At 69.9% G+C, this 18,072-nt stretch carries 18 protein-coding genes; 14 read left to right on the top strand and 4 right to left on the bottom strand.

The window, feature by feature from the left end; translation table 11 throughout:
* Positions 1–22: 22 nt before the first annotated feature.
* From ACWEPL_RS15205 to ACWEPL_RS15190, 4 genes are all read left to right on the top strand, one after another.
* A complete protein-coding gene (locus tag ACWEPL_RS15205) occupies positions 23–1,312 on the top strand; it encodes a hypothetical protein (protein ID WP_452436462.1) in 1,290 nt (429 codons plus the stop codon).
* A 5-nt stretch (positions 1,313–1,317) separates the two neighbouring features.
* Positions 1,318–2,091 carry a class F sortase gene (locus ACWEPL_RS15200; protein WP_452436461.1) on the top strand — a complete coding sequence of 258 codons (774 nt, stop codon included), beginning with the start codon at positions 1,318–1,320 and terminating at the stop codon, positions 2,089–2,091.
* Positions 2,092–2,118: 27 nt separating this feature from the next.
* Positions 2,119–2,778: a hypothetical protein gene (locus tag ACWEPL_RS15195; protein WP_452436460.1), complete on the top strand. Its 660-nt coding sequence runs from the start codon at positions 2,119–2,121 to the stop codon at positions 2,776–2,778.
* 62 nt (positions 2,779–2,840) lie between these two features.
* Positions 2,841–3,986 (top strand): acetyl-CoA C-acetyltransferase, encoded by a 1,146-nt coding sequence (locus ACWEPL_RS15190; RefSeq protein ID WP_357725541.1) that lies wholly within the window; start codon positions 2,841–2,843, stop codon positions 3,984–3,986.
* A 370-nt stretch (positions 3,987–4,356) separates the two neighbouring features.
* Here ACWEPL_RS15190 and ACWEPL_RS15185 read toward each other — a convergent pair whose 3' ends face one another.
* Both ACWEPL_RS15185 and ACWEPL_RS15180 read right to left on the bottom strand, forming a co-directional pair.
* Positions 4,357–5,751: a serine hydrolase domain-containing protein gene (locus tag ACWEPL_RS15185; protein ID WP_363962166.1), complete on the bottom strand. Its 1,395-nt coding sequence runs from the start codon at positions 5,749–5,751 to the stop codon at positions 4,357–4,359.
* A gap of 70 nt (positions 5,752–5,821) precedes the next feature.
* On the bottom strand, positions 5,822–6,277 hold the full coding sequence (locus tag ACWEPL_RS15180) for an Lrp/AsnC family transcriptional regulator (protein ID WP_185070549.1): 456 nt from the start codon (positions 6,275–6,277) through the stop codon (positions 5,822–5,824).
* An 81-nt stretch (positions 6,278–6,358) separates the two neighbouring features.
* On the opposite strand from ACWEPL_RS15180, the gene ACWEPL_RS15175 reads away from it, so the two are divergent.
* The 5 genes from ACWEPL_RS15175 to ACWEPL_RS15155 all read left to right on the top strand — a co-directional run bounded on the left by ACWEPL_RS15175 (position 6,359) and on the right by ACWEPL_RS15155 (position 12,827).
* The gene (locus ACWEPL_RS15175) at positions 6,359–7,588 is read left to right on the top strand and encodes an APC family permease (RefSeq protein ID WP_452436459.1); all 1,230 of its coding nucleotides are present in this window, start codon (positions 6,359–6,361) and stop codon (positions 7,586–7,588) included.
* Between the two features lie 57 nt (positions 7,589–7,645).
* Positions 7,646–9,517, top strand: coding sequence for an acyl-CoA dehydrogenase family protein (locus ACWEPL_RS15170; RefSeq protein ID WP_363962168.1), 1,872 nt, complete (start codon positions 7,646–7,648; stop codon positions 9,515–9,517).
* Between the two features lie 206 nt (positions 9,518–9,723).
* Entirely contained in the window at positions 9,724–10,992 is a 1,269-nt protein-coding gene (locus tag ACWEPL_RS15165; RefSeq protein ID WP_350733392.1) for an extracellular solute-binding protein, read from the top strand.
* A gap of 66 nt (positions 10,993–11,058) precedes the next feature.
* Positions 11,059–11,943 (top strand): carbohydrate ABC transporter permease, encoded by an 885-nt coding sequence (locus ACWEPL_RS15160; RefSeq protein ID WP_363962169.1) that lies wholly within the window; start codon positions 11,059–11,061, stop codon positions 11,941–11,943.
* Positions 11,943–12,827 (top strand): carbohydrate ABC transporter permease, encoded by an 885-nt coding sequence (locus ACWEPL_RS15155; RefSeq protein ID WP_363962170.1) that lies wholly within the window; start codon positions 11,943–11,945, stop codon positions 12,825–12,827. The genes ACWEPL_RS15160 and ACWEPL_RS15155 overlap by 1 nt, the downstream gene beginning before the upstream one ends.
* A 3-nt stretch (positions 12,828–12,830) precedes the next feature.
* On the opposite strand, the gene ACWEPL_RS15150 is transcribed toward ACWEPL_RS15155, so the two are convergent.
* Positions 12,831–13,571: a class I SAM-dependent methyltransferase gene (locus tag ACWEPL_RS15150; RefSeq protein WP_350733398.1), complete on the bottom strand. Its 741-nt coding sequence runs from the start codon at positions 13,569–13,571 to the stop codon at positions 12,831–12,833.
* Positions 13,572–13,698: 127 nt separating this feature from the next.
* On the opposite strand from ACWEPL_RS15150, the gene ACWEPL_RS15145 reads away from it, so the two are divergent.
* The gene (locus ACWEPL_RS15145; protein ID WP_363962172.1) at positions 13,699–14,238 is read left to right on the top strand and encodes an RNA polymerase sigma factor; all 540 of its coding nucleotides are present in this window, start codon (positions 13,699–13,701) and stop codon (positions 14,236–14,238) included.
* Positions 14,225–15,010: a hypothetical protein gene (locus ACWEPL_RS15140; RefSeq protein ID WP_452436458.1), complete on the top strand. Its 786-nt coding sequence runs from the start codon at positions 14,225–14,227 to the stop codon at positions 15,008–15,010. The genes ACWEPL_RS15145 and ACWEPL_RS15140 overlap by 14 nt, the downstream gene beginning before the upstream one ends.
* On the opposite strand, the gene ACWEPL_RS15135 is transcribed toward ACWEPL_RS15140, so the two are convergent.
* Positions 14,999–16,021, bottom strand: a complete 1,023-nt coding sequence (locus tag ACWEPL_RS15135) for an adenosine deaminase (RefSeq protein WP_452436457.1) — start codon at positions 16,019–16,021, stop codon at positions 14,999–15,001. The two genes, ACWEPL_RS15140 and ACWEPL_RS15135, sit on opposite strands and share 12 nt — an antisense overlap.
* 69 nt (positions 16,022–16,090) lie before the next feature.
* Here ACWEPL_RS15135 and ACWEPL_RS15130 point away from each other — a divergent pair, with 69 nt between their 5' ends.
* Genes ACWEPL_RS15130 through ACWEPL_RS15120 form a run of 3 tightly spaced genes read left to right on the top strand, consistent with a single transcriptional unit; the run spans position 16,091 to position 18,050 of the window.
* Positions 16,091–16,591: a SigE family RNA polymerase sigma factor gene (locus ACWEPL_RS15130; protein WP_363962175.1), complete on the top strand. Its 501-nt coding sequence runs from the start codon at positions 16,091–16,093 to the stop codon at positions 16,589–16,591.
* Positions 16,588–17,469 (top strand): PASTA domain-containing protein, encoded by an 882-nt coding sequence (locus tag ACWEPL_RS15125; RefSeq protein WP_363962176.1) that lies wholly within the window; start codon positions 16,588–16,590, stop codon positions 17,467–17,469. The genes ACWEPL_RS15130 and ACWEPL_RS15125 overlap by 4 nt, the downstream gene beginning before the upstream one ends.
* A gap of 41 nt (positions 17,470–17,510) precedes the next feature.
* Positions 17,511–18,050 (top strand): hypothetical protein, encoded by a 540-nt coding sequence (locus ACWEPL_RS15120; RefSeq protein ID WP_363962177.1) that lies wholly within the window; start codon positions 17,511–17,513, stop codon positions 18,048–18,050.
* Positions 18,051–18,072: the final 22 nt, after the last annotated feature.

The following is an 18,072-nucleotide window of genomic DNA, read 5'->3' as shown; positions in this document are numbered from 1 at the left end:
TGCCTTGAACGGAGATGGACCCGTGCTTATGTCCCAGGCGTGGCGCCGCCTCGCCCATAAGACGTCCGCGCTGGGATTGACGGGTACGCTCGCGATCTTCGTCGGCTCCATCTTCGTGGTCTCCACCCCGACGGCCGCGTTAGCTGCCGTGACGAAGCAGTTCAGCTACACATGCACGGGGTCACTGCTCGGCAGCACCGCTGGGACCATCAGCGTCGGGCTCAGTGCTCCCGACTCGGCGACCGCAGGCACGACCTTCGACCTCACGGTGAAGATCCCGGAGTTGACGCTTGCGACCGCGCCGGCGACGGCTACGACCTTGCAGGTCAACGCCACGTTGACACCGACGCCCGGCTCGATCCAGGACCCTGGAGCCAAGACTGGCGCCAATGTCACCACCACCAGCACCACGGTGTCGGCCAAGGACGTGGTCTACAAGGTCTCCGTGCCGACCGGCACGACGGGCAAGGTCAGCGTGAAGCCCGGCCAACTGGTGCTGAGCCTCCCCTCGCCCAGCACCGCTACGACGACGTGCACGACGACGTCGACCGAGGTCCTGGACGTGACGATCGGGACCGGTGGCGGTAGCGGTGGCGATGAGGTCGTCGCCTATGACTGCGACCTCGCCAGCGGCGGCGGCGACGCCGACTATCCGGCCGACGTCGACATGAAGGTCGTCATGACGCCGCCCACCAGCGCCACCGCCAACGCCGACGCCTCGATCACCTGGACTGGCACCATCCAGACCGGCAGTGACACGCTGAAGGCGCCCACCGGCTTCCCCACCACCAGCCCCAAGATGTTCGTCACCGTCAAGGCGAGCGGCGCCGGAGCCCCCTCCACCGCCACCGGCGAAGCGACACTGGGCACTGTCACCATCGGCCAGGCCATCACGCTCCCCACCAGCGTCACCGTCAAGGTCAAGCCCACCACCACGGGCACCGTGACGCTGACCGCCGGCGACCTGGCCTTCGGCACCTCGGCGTCCTCGCCGGTGATCAAGTGCCTGGCCCCCACGACCGGCCTCAAGACGTACACCTTCACGGTGGGCTCCTCCACCAGCAGCCCGACGACCTCCTCCACCCCCACCAACACGACTTCCACCCCCAAGCCCACCAAGACCAGCACCGCGACGGTGACGGTCACCCCCTCCAGCAAGAAGTCGAAGACCCCCAAGGCCGGGGCCGACACCGGTGGTGGTGGTGAGGCGGGGCCCGACGGGCGGATGTTCATCCTGACCGGCACCGCGCTGGTGGGTGCCGCGGCCGTCGGCGGGCTCGTCATGCGGCGCCGTAACGCCACCAGGGGCTGACGGGCATGTCGGGGCACTATCCGTACGGCGGCGGCGATGGCGGGCACGTGCCGCCGCCCGCGGACAGGGGGAGCGCGGCGCTCAGGACCGTGCTCATCGGGGCGGCCATCGCCGGTGTCGTCACCGTCGTGGCCGGGCTGCTGATCGTGCTCAACTCCCCCCAGGAGTACGGGCTCGCGAGCAGCAACCGCGAGACCCTGAAGCTGCAGGCGCAGCCGGACGGGAAGGCCACGGGGCAGCCCGAGCAGGCGCTCTTCCAGGCGGCCCCCGACGTGCCGCCGCCGCTGCCGCAGATCAACCCCGCGCCCCCGATGATGCCGTCCACGCCCAAGCGGATCGTGATCAAGAGGCTCGGGATCAACGCGCCGATCACGTCCGTCGGGCTGAAGAAGGACGGGACGATCGAGGTGCCTCCGTCCGAGAACCCCAACCTGGCCGGGTGGTACCGGAGCATGTCCACCCCGGGTGAGGCGGGGCCGGCCGTGATCCTCGGGCACAAGGACACCAGGACGCGCCCCGCCGTGTTCAGCAGGCTCCCCGAGCTCAAGAACGGCGACACCATCGAGATCCAGCGCCAGGACAGGACGACCGCGGTGTTCACCGTCGGCGGCATCGAGCAGGCGAGCAAGAAGACGTTCCCGACCCAGCGCGTCTACGGGCCCCAGGAGAACGCTCAGCTTCACCTGATCACCTGCGGTGGGAACTACGATCGCACGATCGGCCACTACGACGACAACGTCATCGTCTACGCGACGATGACGAGCTCTTATCGAAGCTGACAAGCGCGGAGGCGGGCTATGGGCTGGATGGCCAAGCGGAGACTGCGTACCGGCCCGACGGCGGCCCTGCCCGCCAAGCCGGATCCGGCCGAGCTGCTGCGCATCGTGCGGCTCGCGGACCCCGACGCGAAGAAGGACGGCGACGACATCGTGGCCACCGACGTGCGGGTGTACGCGCCCGTGGAGGCCGAGCCGGAGCTGACCGGTGGCGAGCTGGAGAAGGTGTGGGCGGTCAGGGTGGCCGCCGAGGGGCCGCTGCCGCTGAACTTCTTCGACCGCTATCTCGCCGAAGGCCTGGCCTTCCGGCTCAAGGGGCTCGCGGTGTGCCGGGGCGAGGTGACCGACCCCGCCGACGACGAGGAGAGCGGGCCCGCCGTCATCCTTCCGGCGCGGCCGACCGCCGAGGAGCTGGCACCGCTGCTGGAGCCGGACGAGGAGGACGAGTTCGCGTTCACGGCCGGTGACATCCGGGCCGTGCTCGTCCCGCAGAAGGGGCAGCCGCCCGCCGTTCAGGAGCTTCTGCCCTTCGCCGTCGAGCTGACCGCGATCGAGCTGCGCGGCGGCGAGCCCGCCAAACTCGGCGCGCTCGCCCTGGAGCTGGCCGAGGCGCTGAACGGGCTGGTCGTGGACCGCTGGCGGTTCCGGGTCGACGCGGCGGAGGACCTGGTCCCGCCCACGCGTGAGTAGAACGTCGTTCTGTTGTAGTCTGCCCCTAGTAACCGAATAATGCTCGGTTTCCAGGAGGCACTGTGGCAGAGGCGTACATCGTCGGGGCCGTTCGCACCCCGGTCGGCAAGAAGAAGGGCGGCCTTTCCACCGTCCACCCCACTGACCTGGCCGCGCACACGCTGAAGGCGCTGATCGACCGCACGGGCGTCGACCCCGCGGCGGTCGAGGACGTCATCATGGGGTGCGTCATGCAGTTCGGCCCCCAGAGCATGGACATCGCGCGAAACGCCTGGCTGTCGGCGGGCCTGCCGGAGACCACCGCCGGCGTCACGATCGACCGGCAGTGCGGCTCCTCGCAGCAGTCGATCCACTTCGCCGCCCAGGGCGTGCTGTCCGGCACCCAGGATCTGGTCGTGGCCGCCGGCGTGGAGTCGATGAGCATCGTGCCGATGGGCTCGTCGATCACGGCCGCGCTGGAGAAGGGCATGCCCTTCCCGTTCGGCGAGAAGTGGGTCGAACGGTACGGCAAGCAGGAGATCTCGCAGTTCCGCGGCGCGGAGCTGATGTGCGAGAAGTGGGGCTACACGCGGGAGACGCTGGAGCGGTTCGCGCTGGAGTCCCACCAGCGCGCCGCCAAGGCCATCGCCAACGGCTACTTCAAGGACCAGATCGCCCCGGTCAACGGCGTCGAGGACGACGAGGGGCCGCGGCCTGACTCGACGCTGGAGAAGATGGCCACGCTCAAGACGCTGAAGGAGGGCGGCCAGATCACCGCCGCCACCTCCTCGCAGATCTCCGACGGCTCCGGCGCGCTGCTGATCGCCTCCGAGCAGGCGGTCAGGGACCACGGCCTGACGCCCCGGGCCCGCATCCACCAGCTCGCCCTCATGGGCGACGACCCGGTCTACATGCTGACCGCGCCCATCCCCGCCACGCGGCGGGCGCTGGAGAAGGCCGGCATGTCGATCGACGACATCGACGTGGTGGAGATCAACGAGGCGTTCGCGCCGGTGCCGCTGGCCTGGACGCACGAGCTCGGCGCCGACCCGGCCAAGGTCAACCCGAACGGCGGCGCCATCGCGCTCGGCCACCCGCTCGGCGGCACGGGCGCGATCCTGATGACCAAGCTGCTGCACGAGCTCGAGCGCACGGGCGGCCGGTACGGGCTGCAGACGATGTGCGAGGGCGGCGGCCAGGCCAACGTCACCATCATCGAGCGCCTCTGAAGGCATGAAGGGTGCGAGCGCCGCCTCCTGGCGTACGGTGGAGGCGGCGCTCGCCTAACTACCATCCTGGTAGTTGTCTCAGCGGCCCTTCGGCGGGATGCGCCGGGGCGGCATGATCGGCCGTTGCGGCATCTTGGGCATCGGCCGCGTCACGGGCAATCCGGGAAGGTTCTTTTTCCTGGATGAACGGACTCGCATAAGGAAGCTCCTTTACACAGACTCACGACGCGGCTCATGGAGGCCGGTCGGCAAGCTCAGCTGCCGCGTCTGGAACGGATGACGGGCGATCTCGCTGCTGAGCAGCGGTGAATCACAGGTAAAGGCGCATGTCCATGACAGTACGGGCCGGCCGTAATCCCGTGCAACCGAATTAACGCCGGGCGGCCATCAGCCGGGCCGTCGCCACCGCCGCGCCCGACAGCGCCGCCACCAGCAGCATGATCGACAGAGGCGCGGCGAAGTAGGTGAGCTGGGCCCACGTCACCGCCCGCCCGTTCATCAGGAACGAGATCAGGTCCGGATACGCCGCCAGCACGGCCACGGGGAGCAGCACGGGCACCAGCCGCCACTCCGCCCACCACTGGGCCCGCCTGCCCGCGCGCCGGGCGGCCCAGCGCCGGGCGCGCAGCACGCCCAGGACGCCGAGGCCGGCCGCGGCCATCGCGAGCACGCCCAGCACCAGCTCGTACAGCTGCCGATCGCCTCCGGGCACCTCAGGGGCGCGGCCCTCGCTCAGGGCGGTCAGCCCCTCCATGACGGTGTAGGTGTCGTCGGTCAGCGCCGCCCCGTTCGCCATGACGGCGAAGCCGTAACCGGTCTTGGGGGAGACGGCCTCGACGGCGTTGTACGTGAACAGGTTCCCCGAGTGCACGAGCTGCCCGGTCTCCCGCTCGACGCCCCAGCCCATGCCGTAGTCGCGGATCTTGCTCGGCGTGTGCATGGCGTCCAGGCTCTCCCGCTTGACCAGCGGGCGCCCGTCACCCGACTGCGCGATCAGCCACTTGCCCATGTCGGCGGCCGTGGTGATGACCCCGCCCGAGCCGCTGTCGTTGAGGAAGCCGGACAGCTCGGCACGCGGGAGCCAGGCGCCGAAGATCGAGTTGTAGCCGTCGGCCGGCCGGACGACCTGGTCGCTGACGGCACTGGACTTCATGCCCAGCGGGCCGAACACCCGCTCCCGCAGGTAGTCGCCGAACCGCTGCCCGGAGGCCACCTCGACCAGCCGCGCGGCCAGGTCGTAGTTGACGTTGCAGTACTCCCAGCGGGTGCCGGGGTCGGCGCGGAGCTCGGAGCCGGACAGCCGGGAGGTGTAGTCGGCCAGCGAAGTGGCGCCTTCCACCGCGGCGATGTCGACCGTCGTGTCCGACAGCCCGGAGGTCTGGTTGAGCAGTTGCCGTACGGTGATCGCCGCCGCGCGCGGGTCCGCCATCCTGAACCCCGGCAGCTGCCCGGCCACCGGCTCGTCCAGCTTGATCCTGCCGCGCTCCACGAGCGTCATCACGGCCATCGCGGTGAACGACTTGCTGACCGAGGCCACGCGCATCGGGGTGTTCGCGGTGACGGGACGCCCCTCGGAGTCGTGGCCGTAGCCGGCCGCGTGCACGACCTCGCCGTTGTGCGTCACGACCACGGACATGCCGGGCAGTCCGGTGGACTCCATGGCCTGGCGCAGGTAGGCGTCGATGGTCTGGGAGGTCGGCTGCGGGGCGGGGGCGAGGGTCAGCGCCGTCGAGAGGCCGATCAGGAGGGACTTCACTGCTATCACGGAGAGAAACCTAGGAAATCGCCCCCGTCCTCCGGATCGGCCGACCGTCCAGTACCACCCCTGACGAAAGTCAGGTCAGGCGCTCCGGGACGGTGTTGTGCACCTGCTGGAAGATCACCGACGTGCGGAAGCCGACGATCTCCTTGCGCTTGCTCAGCCGGTCGAGCAGGAACGAGTGCAGGTGGTCCAGATCCTGCACCGCCACGTGCAGGAGGAAGTCGTCCCCGCCCGCCAGCACGAACACGCTGAGCACCTCCGGCATCGCCGCCGCCGACGACTTGAACGCGTTGATCACCGCCCGGCTCAGTGGCCGTACCTGGACCGAGACCATGGCCTGCACGCTCCGGTTGAGCGCGGCCGGGTCGATCTCGGCGTGGTAGCCGCGGATGACGCCGCGCCGGGTGAGCGACCTGACCCGCTCCAGACAGGTGGAGGGCGCGACGCCGAGCTGCCGGGCCAGCTCCCGGTTGGACTGCCGTGCATCCGTTTGGAGCAGCCGCACGATTTCCGAATCAAGTTCGTCCATGAGTGGATGGTGTCATGTGGTTCCGGCCATTCGTTCGACTGACGGGGGTTAGTGCCGAATGAGTGCATTAGTTTCGGCTGCATGTCGGAACATCGCATAGGCGCAGGGCACGGCACGGCACTGCTGGTCGGGGCGGTCCTGGGGCCGGGGATGCTGGTGCTGCCGCACCTCGCCGCCGCTGCCGCGGGGCCCGCGTCCGTGCTGGCCTGGGCCGGGCTGCTCGCGCTGAGCGTCCCCGTCGCGCTGACCTTCGCCGCGCTCGGCGTCAGATACCCCGACGGCGGGGGAGTGGCGAGCGTCGCCGGGCTCGCGTTCGGCCGGCACGCCTCCGCCGTGGTCGGCTGGTGGTTCTACGGCGCGGTCCCCATCGGCACCGTCGCCGGCGCGCTGGTCGGCGGCCAGTACGTCGAGGCCACGCTGGGCATGGACGCCACCCTGGCCGCCTGCCTGATCCTGGGAGCCGCCTTCGCCGCGAACGCCGCCGGGCTGCGCACCTCGGGACGGCTGCAGATCGGCTTCGTCGTCCTGCTCGTCACGCTCCTGGCCACGGCCGTGATCACCGCAGCTCCGCACGCCGACCCGGGTAACTTCACCCCCTTCGCCCCGTACGGCGCCGCGGGCGTGGCGGACGCGGCCGGCGTGCTCCTGTTCGCCTTCGTCGGCTGGGAGGCGGCCAGCCACCTGTCGGCCGAGTTCGCCGGGAAGGGGAACGGCCTGGTCCGGGCCACCGCGGTGACGCTCGTCGTGATCGGGATCCTGTACGTGGGCGTGTCGGTCACCTCCGTCGGCGTGCTCGGCCCCGGCATGATCGGCGTGCCGCTCACCGCCATGCTGGAGACCGGCATCGGGCCGGCCGCGCGGCCGGTCACCGGGGTGGTGGCGGTGCTGCTGACCTTCGGCGCGGTCAACACCTATCTGGCCGGGGCCTCCCGGCTGGGTGCGGCCATGGCCAGGGACGGGGCGCTGCCGGGCTGGTTCGCCAAGGGCGGGGCGCCGGGTGAGACGCCGTACCGGAGCCTGGGGCTGCTCGCCGTCCTCAGCGTGCCCGTGCTGGTGTGGGCGGTGGATCTGGACCTGCTCATGCGGGCCACCTCGGCCTGCCTGGCCGCGGTCACGGCGGCGGGCGTGGTGGCGGCCGTGCGGATGCTGCCCGCGGGGCGGCACCGGAACACGGCCGTGGTGGGCGCGGGGCTGTCGCTCGTGGCGCTGGTGTTCTGCGGCGCCTATCTCGTGGTGCCCGCCGTGCTCGCCTTGGTGGCGATCGGGGCTCTGAAAGCGAATGTTCGCCGTTCGTACAGAATCAGGCGATGAGGCGCCGTCAGGCGGGCAGTACTCCTAGCACAGGACGGCAGATCGTCGGGAGGTGCTATGACCGAGCACGCCAAGTACGCGGAGTCCAGGGAGGTCGGCGAGCAGGCGCGCGAGAAGGAGTGGACGCGGCCGAGCTTCGCCAAGCAGCTCTTCCTCGGTGACTACCGGCTGGATCTCGTGTACCCCGTGCCGACGCTGTCCGAAGAGGCGACCAAGCGGGGTGAGGAGTTCGTCAGGGCGGTGCGGCGCTACCTCGACGCCCATGTCGATCCCGCGCTCATCGAGCGGACCGCGCAGGTGCCCGACGAGGTGGTCAAGGGGCTCGCGGCGCTCGGGGCCTTCGGGATCACGATCGGCGAGGAGTACGGCGGGCTCGGGCTGCCCTACCTGTACTACTGCCGCACCCTCATGCTCGTCGGCTCCTACTGCCCGGCGCTGGCCACGCTGCTGTCGGCGCACCAGTCGATCGGGGTGCCGCAGCCGCTCAAGCTGTTCGGGACCGAGGAGCAGAAGCGGGAGTTCCTGCCGAGGTGCGCGGCGGGCGAGATCTCCGCGTTCCTGCTGACCGAGCCCGACGTGGGCTCCGACCCGGCCCGCCTGTCCACCACCGCCGTCCGCGACGGCGACGACTACGTGCTCGACGGCGTCAAGCTGTGGACGACGAACGGCGTCGTCGCCGAGCTCCTGGTGGTCATGGCCAGGACCGGCAAGAAGATCAGCGCGTTCGTGGTCGAGGCCGACTCTCCCGGCATCACGGTCAAGCGGCGCAACGGCTTCATGGGACTGCGCGGCATCGAGAACGGGGTCACCGAGTTCTCCCAGGTCAGGGTGCCGGCCAAGAACCTGATCGGGCGCGAGGGGCAGGGCCTGAAGATCGCCCTGACCACGCTCAACACGGGCCGCCTGTCGCTGCCGGCCACGTGCGCGGGCAACGCCAAGTGGGCGGTCAAGATCGCCCGCGAGTGGGGCAACGAGCGTGTGCAGTGGGGGCGCAAGGTCGGCGAGCACGAGGCCGTGGCCACGAAGATCGCGTTCATCGCGGCGACCGCGTACGCGCTCGAAGCCCTCTGCGAGCTCACCAGCCGCCTGGCCGACGACCAGCGCAACGACATCAGGATCGAGGCGGCGCTGGCCAAGCTGTACGCGTCGGAGCTGTCGTACCAGGCACTCGACGAACTGGTCCAGATCAGGGGCGGGCGAGGCTACGAGACCGCCGAGTCGCTCGTGGCGCGCGGCGAGCGCGGCGTGCCCGCCGAGCAGATGCTGCGCGACTCCCGCATCAACCGCATCTTCGAGGGCTCCTCGGAGATCATGCGCCTGATGATCACCCGGGAGGCGGTGGACGCGCACCTGTCGGCCGCCGGAGAGCTGATCAACCCGGAGGCCTCGCGCCAGGAACGCGCCCAGGCCCTGCGCCGGGCCGGCGGCTTCTACGCCAGGTGGCTGCCCACGCTGGTGGCCGGCACCGGCAACCTGCCCGCGTCGTACGGCGACTTCGGCCCGCTGGCCGCGCACCTGCGCTTCGTGGAGCGGACCAGCCGCAAGCTGGCCCGGTCCACCTTCTACGGCATGTCGCGCTGGCAGGGCCGGCTGGAGCACAAGCAGTCGTTCCTCGGCAGGCTCGTGGACATCGGGGCCGAGCTGTTCGCCATGACCGCCGTGTGCGTCAAGGCGGAGGAGGACTCCAGGGACCTCGGGCGACGGCCGTACGAGCTCGCCGACACCTTCTGCCACCAGGCACGACGCCGCGTGGACGCGCTGTTCGAGCGGCTCTGGGACAACAGCGACGCGGGCGACGTGCGGCTGGCCGGCTACGTGCTCGACGGCCGCTACGGGTTCGTAGAGGAAGGCATCCTCGACCCCTCCATCGAGGGCCCGTGGATCGGCACGCCGCAGGGTGGGGAGAGCGTCCGGAGAAAGATCCTCTGACGCCCGGTCTAGACCGGTTGTGAGGTTTTCCGGCCCTCAGCGTTTTCAAACTGATACGAGCCGGTATAGACCGGCTTGTCGATCCAGGCTTACGCTGGCGCAAACGCGTCGAGCTGTACGCTCGCGTGCCCCATCCCCCAGGACGGGGTCCGTTGGCTGGTACGGACCAGCACCCGTCCGACGAGAAGGCGGTATCTCCAGTGAACATGAAGCTTGTGGGCGGCGCCGCTCTCGGCCTTGCCACGATGCTGGTCCTGTCCAGCTGCGGCTCCGGTGGTTCCGGCGGTGGCGGAGGCAACACGCAGGCGTCGGGCGGCGGGCCGGTCACCCTGAAGATGGTCGCCGCCGACTACGGCGACGGCCCCGGCAAGCCGAACTCGGGCGAGACGTTCTGGAAGGGCGTCGTGGACGAGTTCCAGGCGGCCAACCCGAACATCAAGGTCGACGTCCAGGTCATCAACTGGAACGACATCGACAAGCAGGTCGCCACCATGGTCCAGAACGGCCAGGTGCCCGACATCCTGCAGACCGGCGACTACTCCGGCTTCGTCAAGGACGGGCTGCTCTACAAGGTGGACGAGGTGCTGTCGCCGAACGTCTCGGGCGACATGCTGCAGAAGTTCGCCGAGTTCGGCAAGGTCGACGGCACCGCGTACGGCATCCCGTTCGTCTCCTCCGCGCGGGCGCTGTTCTACAACAAGGACCTGTTCCAGAAGGCCGGCATCGCCGAGCCGCCGAAGACCTGGGACGAGCTGAAGGCCGACGCCGAGAAGCTGAAGAAGGCCGGCGTCACGCAGCCCTTCGGCCTGCCGCTCGGCCAGGAGGAGGCCCAGGGCGAGTCGTTCCTGTGGATGCTGGGCAACGGCGGCGGCTACAAGGACGCCTCCGGCAAGTGGGCGATCAACTCGCCGCAGAACGTCGAGACGTTCACGTACATGAAGGGCCTGGTCGACGCGGGCCTGACCACCCCCAACCCGGGCACCAAGGACCGTAAGACGGTCTGGGAGGACTTCGGCGCGGGCAAGGTCGGCATGGTCAACGGCGGCCCCATGTCCATCCCGATCTTCGACGCGGCCGGGCTGAAGAACTACGGCGTCGCGCCGATCCCCGGCAAGAGCGGCCCGCTCGACACCACGCTCGGCGTCATGGACTGGATCATGGCGTTCAACAAGAACGGCCACGGCGCCGAGATCAAGAAGTTCTTCGACTTCTTCTACACCGGCAGCGCCGCCCAGAAGATCTCGGACACGTACAAGCTGCTGCCCGTCACCAACGGCGGCATCCAGAAGCTGTCGGGCGACGAGAAGCTCAAGCCGTTCCTCGACGCGCTGCCCAACGCCAGCTTCTACCCCTTCCAGGACCCCAAGTGGGCCGAGGTGAACCCGGCGATCAAGCAGACCATCGGCGGGGCCGTCAAGGACGACCCGGCCAAGGTCCTCGGTGAGTTGCAGAAGACCGCCGAAGCGGCCGGCTGATACGTCGGGGGCCCGTGCGGCCGGCGCTCTCACCGGTGCCGGCCGCACCGTCTTGGAAGGTTTCTCATGAGAAGGATGCGCGCCCTGGAGCCCCTCGCGTGGGTAGGGCCCGCCGTGGTGCTGATCGCGCTGGTCGTGCTCTGGCCCGTGATCGAGATGATCAGGTCGTCGTTCCTCAAGATCAGCCGGTTCGGGGTGGTTCAGGGGAGCAACGGCTTCGCGAACTACGAGAAGCTGTTCGGCGAGAAGGACTTCGCCGACATCATGGTCCGCAGCGTGATCTGGGTGGTCGCGGTCGTCGCGCTCACCGTGCTGATCTCGCTGGCCCTCGCCCAGCTGTTCAACCAGAACTTCCCGCTGCGCAAGGTGGCCCGGTGGGCGCTGATCGCGCCGTGGGCCGCGTCGGTGCTGATGACGGCGATCATCTTCAAGTGGATGCTCGATCCCGAGGTCGGCGTGATCAACCAGATCCGGCTGAAGCTGGGGCTGATCGACGCGATGGGCGGGGCCTCGGCCGACCAGCTCGGCGACGCCTCCACCGCGATGCCGTGGCTGGTGTTCGTGGCCGTCTTCGTGTCGGTGCCGTTCACCACGTACGCGCTGCTGGCCGGGCTGGCGACGATCCCCGCCGACGTCTATGAGGCGGCCAAGATGGACGGAGCCACCCGGTTCCGGACGTACTGGTCGATCACGCTGCCGCTGCTGCGGCCCGCGCTCACCGTGGCCGCGCTCATCAACGTCATGAACGTCTTCAACAGCTTCCCGATCATCTGGGCCATGACACACGGCCAGCCCGGCTACTCCACGGCCACCTCGACGATCCTCATGTTCATCCTCAAGGGCTCGAACATCGGCGAGTCGGCGGCCATGTCCGTCGTCAACTTCGGCATGGTGATCATCCTGACCGCGATCTTCCTCAAGGTCTCCCGCTGGAACAAGGAGGTGGCGTGATGGCGATCAAGACCCTGCCGTCGCCGGCCACCCGGCCGCGGCAGCACGTCAGGCCGTCGTCGCGGCGCACGATGCCGAAGCTCAAGACCGTGCTCGTCGCGGCCGCCGCGTACGTCGTCGCGTTCGTCTTCCTGTTCCCGTACGTGGTGATGCTGCTCACCTCGCTGCGCTCGCAGGAGTCGCTGCGCGAGGTGTCGTTCTGGCCGAAGGAGTGGGTGTGGTCGAACCTCGCCAACTTCTGGGCCGGCGGCCTGGCCGGCAACCTGTGGGTGACACTCAAGGTCGCCGGCGGCTCGACCGTGCTGGTGCTCCTGGTGGCGCTGCCGGCCGCGTACTACTCGGCCCGGCACAACTTCAGGGGGCGCACGGCCTTCCTGATCCTCGTGCTGATCACCCAGATGTTCCAGCCCACGGCCATGCTGGTCGGCATCTACCGCGAGTTCTTCCAGTTCGGGCTGGTGGACTCGATCTGGTCGCTGATCCTCGTGAACGGCGGGTTCAACCTGGCGTTCGCGGTGTGGATCCTGAACGCGTACTTCGCCTCGATCCCGCGCGAGCTGGAGGAGGCGGCGTTCATCGACGGGAACGGGCGCTTCGGGGCGCTGTTCAGGATCACGCTGCCGCTGGCCCTGCCCGGCGTGATCACGGCGTTGATCTTCACCTTCATCGCCGCCTGGAACGAGTTCGTGGTCGCCCTGACCCTGACCACGACGCCGGAGAACCAGCCGCTCACGGTGGCGCTCAACTCGTTCATCGGTCAGTACCAGGTGGACTGGCAGAACCTGTTCGCCGGGTCGGTGATCGCCACCATCCCCGTGATCATCCTCTTCGCGCTGATCGAGCGGAAGGTGGTGGGCGGCCTCACGGCCGGGTCGATCAAGTAGCGCCTACGCCTTGGGCTGGGGCACCCGTGCCACGCAGAAGACCGTCTGGCCGAACGGTGGCCTGATGAACCGCTCGATGAAGCGGGTCGTCGGGACCACCGTACGGTCGTAGATCTTGACCAGGCGCGGGTCGGGGTAGCCGACGCCGCCCCGGCGCACCGCGGCCCACCAGGCGATGCCGCCCAGGAAGTTGATGGGCTTGAGCACCTCGATGTCCAGGCCCGCCTTGGCGACCGTCGCGCCGAGCGTCTTGGGCGTGTAGCGCTGGACGTGGCCCACCTTGCGGTCGAAGTCTCCGTAGAGCTGCATGTAGCCGGGGACCCAGATGATGATCCGCCCGCCCGGCAGCGTGACCCGGGCCAGCGAGCGCAGCGCCTCGGCGTCGTCCTCGATGTGCTCCAGGACGTTCATCATGACGACGGTGTCGACCTTGTCCTCGAGCGGGATGTTCGTCGGCAGCCCGAACTGCAGGACGTCGATGTCGTCGCGGCCCGCGAACCGCTTTTCCAGCTGCTCGACGCAGTAGGGGTCGAAGTCGCTCACGACCAGCCTGTCGAGCCGCGGCAGGAACGCCTCGGCGAAGTGGCCGAGGCCGGAGCCGATCTCCAGCATCGAACGGCCGACATGCGGGGCGACCATGTCCAGCTCGTACTGCCGATAGTTCTTGGCCTCGTCCCCACCTAGGTGGTTCTCCAGGGCCTCGTCACCGGCCGCCGGTTGCACTACACGGTCATACCCAGACATAGTCCCGTTCCTTCTCGGGGGGCTCATGGATTGCCCGAGTCTAATGCCCCGATCACTGGTGACGTTCACCCGATACGCGAAAGACCCTTCCCCGGGGCACCTCGAATGGGGTGGAATCTGACTCGCCATGGACGACGACGAGGCGATCGAGCGCTCGCTCGCCGGTGACCAAGCCGCCTATGAGGTGCTGGTCGCCCGCTACAGCGCGCTCGCCCACCGTACCGCTTTCATGCTGGGGGCGGGGGACGAGGCCGAGGACGTGGTGCAGGAGGCGTTCGTCAAGGCGTTCCGGCATCTGCCGGGCTTCCGCAGGAACTCGCCGTTCCGCCCCTGGCTGCTGCGGATCGTGGCCAACGAGACCCACAACCTGACCCGGTCACGGGGGCGCCGCTCCGAGCTGGCCTTACGGTTGAGCGCCACGGCGTCCGTGGCCGCGCCCGACGACCCCGAGGGCACCGCGGTGGCCGGCGACCGGCGCTCGCGCCTGCTGGAGGCGGTACGCCGGCTGCCCGAGCGGGAACGCCAGGCCGTCGTCTGCCGGTACTTCTTACAGCTGACCGAGGCGGAGACGGCGCAGGTGCTCGACTGGCCCGTGGGCACCGTCAAGTCCAGCACGCATCGGGGGCTGGCCCGGCTGAGGGAGGAGGTGGGCAATGAGCTCGCGTGAGCCTTTCGACGACCTGGAGTCCGAACTCCTGGCGCTCGGCGACCTCCTCGACGTCCCCGTCCCGCCGCCCGCCGACGTCGCCGCGGCCGTACGCGCCCGCCTGGAGGCTCCGGACGAGGCTTCGCGCGGTGAGGTGCCCGATCCGGCCCACGGCCTCACCCGGACGCACTCTCCGTCTCCGGTGCGGCGCCGGCGCGCGAGGTGGAAGGTCGTCACGGCCGTCGTCCTCGTCGTCATCGCGATCACGGCCGCGACCCCCCAGGGGCGGGCGGCGGTGGTACGGATCCTGCGGTTCGCCGGGATCGAGCTCCGGATCGGCGACACGCCGCCCAAGGCCGTCACCGGCGTCACGCCCCTGCCGTACGAGCACCCCGTGGACCGGGACGGCCTGAAGGCCGAGGTGAAGTTCCAGGTCAGGACGCCGAAGGCGCTGGGGGAGCCCGAGCGCACCACGGTGTCCGACAGGGGCCGGGTCGTGTCGATGTTCTGGCCGGGCGGGGTCCGGCTCGACCAGTTCGACGGCGGCCTGGACCCGGTGCTCTTCAAGAAGCTCGGCCCGCCCTGGCCCGACTACACCAAGGTCGGGCCGTACCAGGCCTGGTGGGTCCCGGGGGCGCACCCCCTCGGCTACCTCAGCCGCCAGGACGGCACCGAGATCCCCCTGCGCCAGGCGGGCCCCACCCTCATCTGGCAGCAGGACGCCCTGAACTACCGCCTGGAAGGCGTCAAGACCGAGGAAGAGGCCGTCCGCGTCGCCACGTCACTCGGGTGAGCTTGTCAGCCACTCGTCCACGCCCGCCAGCAGCTCCTTGCGCACCGGCTCGGGGGCCGCGGAGGAGCGTAGGGACTGGCGGGCCAGCTCGGCCAGCTCCGCGTCGCTGAAGCCGTAGACGTCCCTGGCCAGCTCGTACTGGCTCAGCAGCCGCGCGCCGAACAGCAGCGGGTCGTCGGACCCCAGGGCGATCGGCACGCCCGCGTCGAACAGCCGCCGCAGCGGCACGTCGGCGGCCCGCTCGGCCACCCCCAGCCCCACGTTGGAGGTGGGGCAGACCTCGCAGCAGATCTGCCGGTCGGCCAGCCGGTGCATGAGCCGCTCGTCCTCCGCCGCCCGCACCCCGTGCCCGACCCGGTCCGCGTCCAGGTCGTCCACGCACTGCGCCACGCTGCGCGGGCCCAGCAGCTCGCCCCCGTGCGGCACGGACAGCAGCCCGCCCCGCTTGGCGATCCTGAACGCCCGCTCGAAGTCCCTCGCCTCGCCCCGCCGCTCGTCGTTGGACAGCCCGAACCCCACCACGCCCTTGCCGGCGTACTGGGTGGCGAGCCGGGCCAGCGTGTTCGCGTCGAGCGGGTGGCGGGTCCTGTTGGCCGCCACGACCACCGCGATCCCGATCCCCGCGTGCTCGGCCGCCAGGCGCGCCGCGTCCAGCGTCAGCTCCAGCGTCGCCGTCAGCCCGCCGAACCGCTGCGCGTACCCCGACGGGTCCACCTGGATCTCCAGCCACCGGGACCCGGCCGCCGCCTCGTCCTCTGCCGTCTCGCGCAGCAGCCGGTAGACGTGCTCGGAACGGGTCAGCACGGACCTGGCGATGTCGTACAGCCGCTGGAACCTGAACCACCCGCGCTCGTCGGTGGCCCGCAGCTTGGGCGGCCAGTCCTCCTCCAACGCGTCCGGCAGGTGCAGCCCCTGCTCCCTGGCCAGCTCGATAAGCGTGGAATGCCGCATCGATCCGGTGAAATGCAGGTGTAGATGCGCCTTGGGCAGCGTGTTCAAGGGCCTTGCCATTTGCATATCTTGCCACTCAACCCCGGGACCGCTTCGCGCGTTGGGGAGGGCGAAAGGGGACCTTCGCTCATGACAGATGACGATGAAGCGGCCTTCGACGAGTTCCTGGCCGCCCGGAGCACCTCGCTGCTGCGCACCGCGATCCTGGTCTGCGGAGCGACCGAGCACGACGCCGAGGACCTGGTGCAGCACGCGCTGGAGAAGGTCTACCGGCACTGGCCGCGGATCAGGCGGGACAACCCGGAGGCCTACGCGCGCAAGGTCGTCGTGAACGCGGCGATCAGCAAGGCGCGGCGGCGCAAGATCGTGCAGGAGATCACCTTCGCCCGGCCGCCCGAGACCGCCGCCGACGCTCCCGACCTCGACCTGCGCCACGCGCTCATCAGGGAGCTGCGCAGGCTGCCGCCCAAGATGCGGGCCGTGCTCGTCCTGCGCTACTGGGAGGACCAGTCGGAAGGGGACACCGCGGCCCTGCTGGGCTGCTCGGTCGGGACCGTGAAGAGCCAGGCGGCGCGGGGGCTCGCCAGGGTCCGCGAAAACATGACTGTCGCAAAGGAAGTGACCAGATGAGGATCGAGGACGACCTCGCGGACGCCATGAGGGCGCACGTTGCCGACGTGCAGGCCCCGCCGGACCTGGGCAGGTCCGTACGGCGCGGCAACCGCTCGCGCGTGCTCCGCTTCCGCGTGGCGGGCGCGGCGCTCGTCACGGCGGCGGTGGCGGTGGCCGTGCCCGTGGCGCTGAACTCCGGGGAACCCGCCGGAGGGGAGGCCGCGACCGGTCAGGACCGGGCCGTGGTGCGGAACGACGTGACCGTGCCGGACGTGACGGGCAAGCCCGTCACCGAGGCGGTGCCCCTCCTGCGCGCGGCCGGGCTGCTGGCCGACATGGCGGCGGAGGAGGTGCGGAACAACCGGGTGATCGGGCAGAAGCCCGCGGCCGGGGAGCAGGTCGCGCCCGGCAGCCATGTCGAGCTCACCCTGGAGCCGCCTCCTGTCACGATGCCGCAGGACCTGGGCGATCTGGGCGACGGGCGGGAGTTCGGCGGCATCCGCCTGGATTACCTGCCGGAAGGGCTCGAATGGGGCAAGTGGTCGGGCAAGGACGGGTTCGGCAAGCACAGTTTCACCACCACTTATGACAAGCCGGGCAACGAGCCTGGGCGCTACTCCGTACAGGTGATCGTGTTCGAGGGAGAGGCCGCCAAGAGCGCCATGGCCCGCTTCCCCAAGGCCGGCGCCGAGACCGTGGACATCGGCGGCGCGAAGGCGCGCCTGGCGACGCTCGGCGAGGGCGGCGAGGTCGTGTCGGAGGGCACGCTCACGATCGCCTGGAAGCTGCGTGACGGGCTCGCGGTCGAGGTGTGCATCAGCCCCGACTACGCCAAGGACGTGGACGGCCCGGCCGAGGCGAAGAAGATCGCGGAAGGCATCCGCGCGACCGGCTGAACCCGCGGTACGGTTGAGGCCGAACGGGGGATCAACCTTGCATGATCCCTGAGGGGCCTGCCGGCATCGGGCAGGGAGGCCGCGCGGCGCTCACGGCGCTGGCCTTCGCGGCGACAACTCTGATCATCTACGCGCTCTTCTCCTCGGGGTTCGGGCGTCCGCGCCCGGCCCCTGTGGAGGGCCCTGTCATGGTCGGGGCCTCCGTCGCCGAGGCCACCCTCGCGGTGGTCTCCGACGATCTCTGGCTCACCTACCTCCCCGCGGGGCTGGAGCGCAGCGGCGGGGGACCCGTCAAGCCGAAGGGGTCGTGGGCCAGGTTCGGCTCGGCCCAGCGGTTCGTGGAGGCCCAGGTCGAGCCCGCCGCCGACTGGGTGAGTTACACCAGGAAGGCCGCCCTGCTCGACGCCCGCCCCGTCACCGTGCGCGGCAGGCCCGCCGTGGTCGGCAGGCATCCGAACGGCGGCCGGATGATCATCTGGATGGAGCGCGCGGGCACGGGGGCGTGGATCCGGGTCAGCGATTCCCTCGGTGGCGAACTGGTGGCAATTGCTGCCTCAGTCAAGAGTCCTGTAGGAGACTAAGAGCCTTTTCCATGCGTTCCTG

The organism is Nonomuraea sp. NPDC004186 (genome assembly GCF_053603495.1).
The sequence above is the reverse complement of the archived record's forward strand: the minus strand, read 5'-3'. Positions and strand labels throughout refer to the sequence as shown.

Bases quoted from the DNA above. Each gene is read 5' to 3' on its own strand.
- ACWEPL_RS15200 (WP_452436461.1), top strand. From the start codon at position 1,318: ATGTCGGGGCACTATCCGTACGGCGGCGGCGATGGCGGGCACGTGCCG.
- ACWEPL_RS15195 (WP_452436460.1), top strand. From the start codon at position 2,119: ATGGCCAAGCGGAGACTGCGTACCGGCCCGACGGCGGCCCTGCCCGCC.
- ACWEPL_RS15180 (WP_185070549.1), bottom strand. From the start codon at position 6,277: ATGGACGAACTTGATTCGGAAATCGTGCGGCTGCTCCAAACGGATGCA.
- ACWEPL_RS15175 (WP_452436459.1), top strand. From the start codon at position 6,359: ATGTCGGAACATCGCATAGGCGCAGGGCACGGCACGGCACTGCTGGTC.
- ACWEPL_RS15170 (WP_363962168.1), top strand. From the start codon at position 7,646: ATGACCGAGCACGCCAAGTACGCGGAGTCCAGGGAGGTCGGCGAGCAG.
- ACWEPL_RS15165 (WP_350733392.1), top strand. From the start codon at position 9,724: ATGAAGCTTGTGGGCGGCGCCGCTCTCGGCCTTGCCACGATGCTGGTC.
- ACWEPL_RS15160 (WP_363962169.1), top strand. From the start codon at position 11,059: ATGAGAAGGATGCGCGCCCTGGAGCCCCTCGCGTGGGTAGGGCCCGCC.
- ACWEPL_RS15155 (WP_363962170.1), top strand. From the start codon at position 11,943: ATGGCGATCAAGACCCTGCCGTCGCCGGCCACCCGGCCGCGGCAGCAC.
- ACWEPL_RS15150 (WP_350733398.1), bottom strand. From the start codon at position 13,571: ATGTCTGGGTATGACCGTGTAGTGCAACCGGCGGCCGGTGACGAGGCC.
- ACWEPL_RS15145 (WP_363962172.1), top strand. From the start codon at position 13,699: ATGGACGACGACGAGGCGATCGAGCGCTCGCTCGCCGGTGACCAAGCC.
- ACWEPL_RS15140 (WP_452436458.1), top strand. From the start codon at position 14,225: ATGAGCTCGCGTGAGCCTTTCGACGACCTGGAGTCCGAACTCCTGGCG.
- ACWEPL_RS15135 (WP_452436457.1), bottom strand. From the start codon at position 16,021: ATGGCAAGGCCCTTGAACACGCTGCCCAAGGCGCATCTACACCTGCAT.
- ACWEPL_RS15130 (WP_363962175.1), top strand. From the start codon at position 16,091: ATGACAGATGACGATGAAGCGGCCTTCGACGAGTTCCTGGCCGCCCGG.
- ACWEPL_RS15125 (WP_363962176.1), top strand. From the start codon at position 16,588: ATGAGGATCGAGGACGACCTCGCGGACGCCATGAGGGCGCACGTTGCC.
- ACWEPL_RS15120 (WP_363962177.1), top strand. From the start codon at position 17,511: ATGATCCCTGAGGGGCCTGCCGGCATCGGGCAGGGAGGCCGCGCGGCG.